The sequence below is a fragment of the Streptomyces sp. NPDC048516 genome, assembly GCF_043199875.1.
In the GTDB taxonomy this organism is placed as follows: Bacteria; Actinomycetota; Actinomycetes; order Streptomycetales; family Streptomycetaceae; genus Streptomyces.
On record NZ_JBICWS010000054.1, the window covers coordinates 1 to 3,613 of the forward strand.

Sequence of the window (3,613 nt, forward strand, 5' to 3'; positions counted from 1 at the left end):
CCACATCAACTGGACCGAATTCTTCAAAGGCACCAACGCCCACCACACCGAACTCCCCACCTACCCCTTCCAACACAAGCGATACTGGATCGCCAGTCCCGACACGGCAGGCAGCGCCGAGAGCCTCGGCCTCAGCGCTTCCGATCACCCGCTGCTCGGCGCGATGGCTGAACTCCCCGACGGCAGCCACCTGTTCACAGGACGCGTATCGCTCTCCTCGCATCCCTGGCTGTCCGACCACACGATCGCCGGGACCATTCTTTTCCCTGGCACCGCACTCATCGAGCTGGCCCTGCACGCCGCCGACCGCACCGGGTCCGGGGCGATTCGCGAGCTCATGATGCAGAGCCCGCTCGTCCTTCCCACTCAGGGTGCTGTCCAGCTCCGCGTGACCGTGGGCATACCTGATGATGACGGTGACCGTACAATCCTGATCCATTCGCGCTCTCTCGCCACCGGCTCTCAGCCGGCGCCCGAGTGCCCCTGGACGGTCCACGCCGACGGTGCGATCACCGCCGTTCCGGCCCGCGATGTCGCCCCCGTGCCGGAATTGGCGACCTGGCCGCCGGAGGGGGCAAAGGCTGTCGACGTCACAGCCTTCTACGATCAACTCGCCCTGGGCGGATACGAGTACGGCCCCCTCTTCCAGGGACTCAGGGCCGCATGGCGGCACGGAGCCGATCTGTACGCGGACATCGCCTTGCCAGACGACTCGGGTACCGATCGGTACGGCGTACATCCCGCGCTCCTCGACAGCGCCCTTCATCCGCTCGCGCTGGACTCCCTGATCGGTGAAGAGCCGTCAAGTACGGTGCGGTTGCCCTTCTCCTGGTCCGGCGTCGAGCTCCATGCCTCCGGCGCGGACAGTCTGCGCGTGCGGCTGACCCCGAGCGGCGATGACGCGATGACGCTCACGATCGCCGATGCCGCCGGTGCGCCCGTCGCCACCGTTCGGTCGCTGGTCCTCAGGCCCATTGCGGTCGACCAACTCGCGGCACTCCAGACCGATTACCACGACTCGCTGTTCCACCTCGCCTGGGAGGCACAGCCTTCCCGTACCTCGTCCGCCTTGTCGGCGGTCGTCCTCACCGATGCGCCCATGGATGATGACGATCCGGCGGGCGCAGCGTTCGCCACGTACCGCGACCTTGAGGCGCTCGGTCTGGCCGTCGACGTGGGCACGCCCGTCCCCGAGACCGTCATTCTTCCTTGGAACACCGCCCCGGCGCCGGTAGCCGACGAGGTCGTCGCGGCCACGCACGCCGCGACCCTGCGCGTTCTTCGTGTAGTTCAGGAGTGGCTGGCCGACACCCGGTACGCGTCGTCCCGGCTGGTCGTCGTCACCCGGGGGGCGGTGGCCGTCGACTGCGACGAGCCACTGTCCGACCTCAGCCAAACCGCGATCTGGGGCCTGGTGCGGGCCGCCCAGGCGGAGAATCCGGGCCGGCTGCTGCTCGTCGACGTGGGCGCCGATGTCCCTGAGACCCCCGACTCATGCGACACAATTGTCACTTCCGTCCATGTTGCGCTGACCTCCGGTGAGCCGCAGGCAGCCGTCCGTGGCGGCACGGCCCATGCACCGCGACTGGTGCACGCCCTGGCGTCCTTCACCGACGCACCCTCACCCTCGCCGATCGCCTCGGACGGCACCGTACTCATCACCGGCGGTACCGGCAGCCTCGGCGGTCTCGTCGCGGCGCATCTGGTGCAGACGTATGGTGTGCGGCATCTGCTGCTCGGCAGCCGGAGCGGTCCCGATTCTCCCGCTGCCCTCCGACTCCGCTCGGAACTTGAGGTACTCGGCGCGCAGGTGACCGTGGCCGCGTGCGATGCCGCCGATCCGGTGCAACTGCGGGCATTGCTTGCCACCGTCCCGCCCGAGCACCCGCTCACCGCTGTCATCCACACGGCCGGCGTCCTGGACGACGGCACGGTCGGCTCCGTCACACCCGAGCGCCTGAAATCCGTACTCCGGCCAAAGGTCGACGCCGCCTGGAACCTGCACCTGGCGACCCGGGACATGGAGCTCGGCGCGTTTGTACTGTTCTCGTCGGCCGCCGGAGTCCTCGGGAACGCCGGACAGAGCAACTACGCCGCCGCCAACACCTTCCTGGACGCACTCGCCCACCACCGCCGGGCCCAGGGGCTGCCCGCCACTTCCCTGGCCTGGGGCCTCTGGGCGCATGCCGGAGGAATGGCGGAGAACCTCGACAGCGCCGATCAGGCACGGGTCGGCCGGGGCGGGCTCATCCCCTTCTCCGTCAAGCAGGCGCTGGCGATGCTAGATGTCACCCTGCGGGCCACGACCGCGGAGCAGTCGCTGTTCGTCCCGGTTCGGCTCGACCTCGCCACGCTGCACACCAGAGCGGCCTCCGGGGAGATCCCTTCCGTACTCCGTGGTCTGATTCCCGCGTCCGCGCGCCGTAGCGCGGGCAAGGCCTCGTTGAGCGACAGCCTCGCCGGTCTCACCACCGAGGAGCAGGAGCGGCATCTGCTGGACCTGGTGCGCAGCCACACCGCGGCTGTCCTCGGCCATGGTTCCGGCGACGCCGTGGCGCCCCAGCGCGCGTTCAAGGAGCTCGGCTTCGACTCCCTCTCAGCAGTCGAGCTGCGCAATCAGCTCAACAGGGCAACGGGACTGCGACTACCGGCCACATTGATCTTCGACTATCCCTCGGCCAACTCCCTCGCCGACCATCTGCGCACGCGGCTGGTCAAGGAGCTGCCGGCAACCGGACCGGCCGGCAGCACCACCGCCGCCGCCTCGGCCGCCGCTTCCGACGAGGCGATCGCCATCGTCTCGATGTCCTGCCGCTACCCCGGTGGCGTGCGATCACCCGAGGACCTGTGGCAGCTCACCGTCACCGGCTCGGAGGGGATCGGGGAGTTCCCGTCGACCCGTGGCTGGGACGTCGAGAGCCTGTACGACCCGGATCCGGATGCCCCAGGCAAGAGTTATACGCGTAGCGGCGGTTTTCTCTACGACGCCGATGAGTTCGACCCCGACTTCTTCGGTATCAGCCCCCGCGAGGCGCTGGCGATCGACCCGCAGCAGCGTCTACTCCTGGAGAACTCCTGGGAAGTCATCGAGCGTTCGGGCATCAACCCCGAGGAGTTGCAGGGCAGTTCGACGGGTGTCTTTGTCGGTATCATGTACGGCGACTACGGCGGCCGCCTCCTCGAAAACACCCCCTCGGGCTTCGAGGGGTACGTGGGGACCGGCAATTCCTACAGTGTGGCCTCGGGCCGCATCTCCTACACCTTCGGCTTCGAGGGCCCCGCGGTCACGGTCGACACGGCCTGCTCATCCTCACTGGTCGCTCTGCACCTGGCCGTCCAGGCCCTCCGCAACGGCGAATGCGACATGGCACTGGCGGGCGGGGCTTCCGTCATGGCGACACCCGCCACCTTCATCGAGTTCAGCCGGCAACGCGGCCTCGCCCCCGACGGCCGCTGCAAGTCCTTTGCCGAATCGGCCGACGGCGTCGGCTGGGGTGAGGGTGTCGGCCTTCTGCTCCTGGAGCGGTTGTCGGACGCGGAACGCAACGGGCACCAGGTGCTGGCAGTGGTACGGGGCAGCGCCGTCAACCAGGACGGCGCATCCAACGGCCTG

General features: G+C 68.6%; 1 protein-coding gene. It reads left to right on the forward strand.

The features are described 5' to 3' along the window. Positions 1-3,613 (forward strand): SDR family NAD(P)-dependent oxidoreductase (locus tag ACGFR7_RS37410; protein WP_393328529.1); only part of this gene is annotated, 3,613 nt, incomplete at both ends.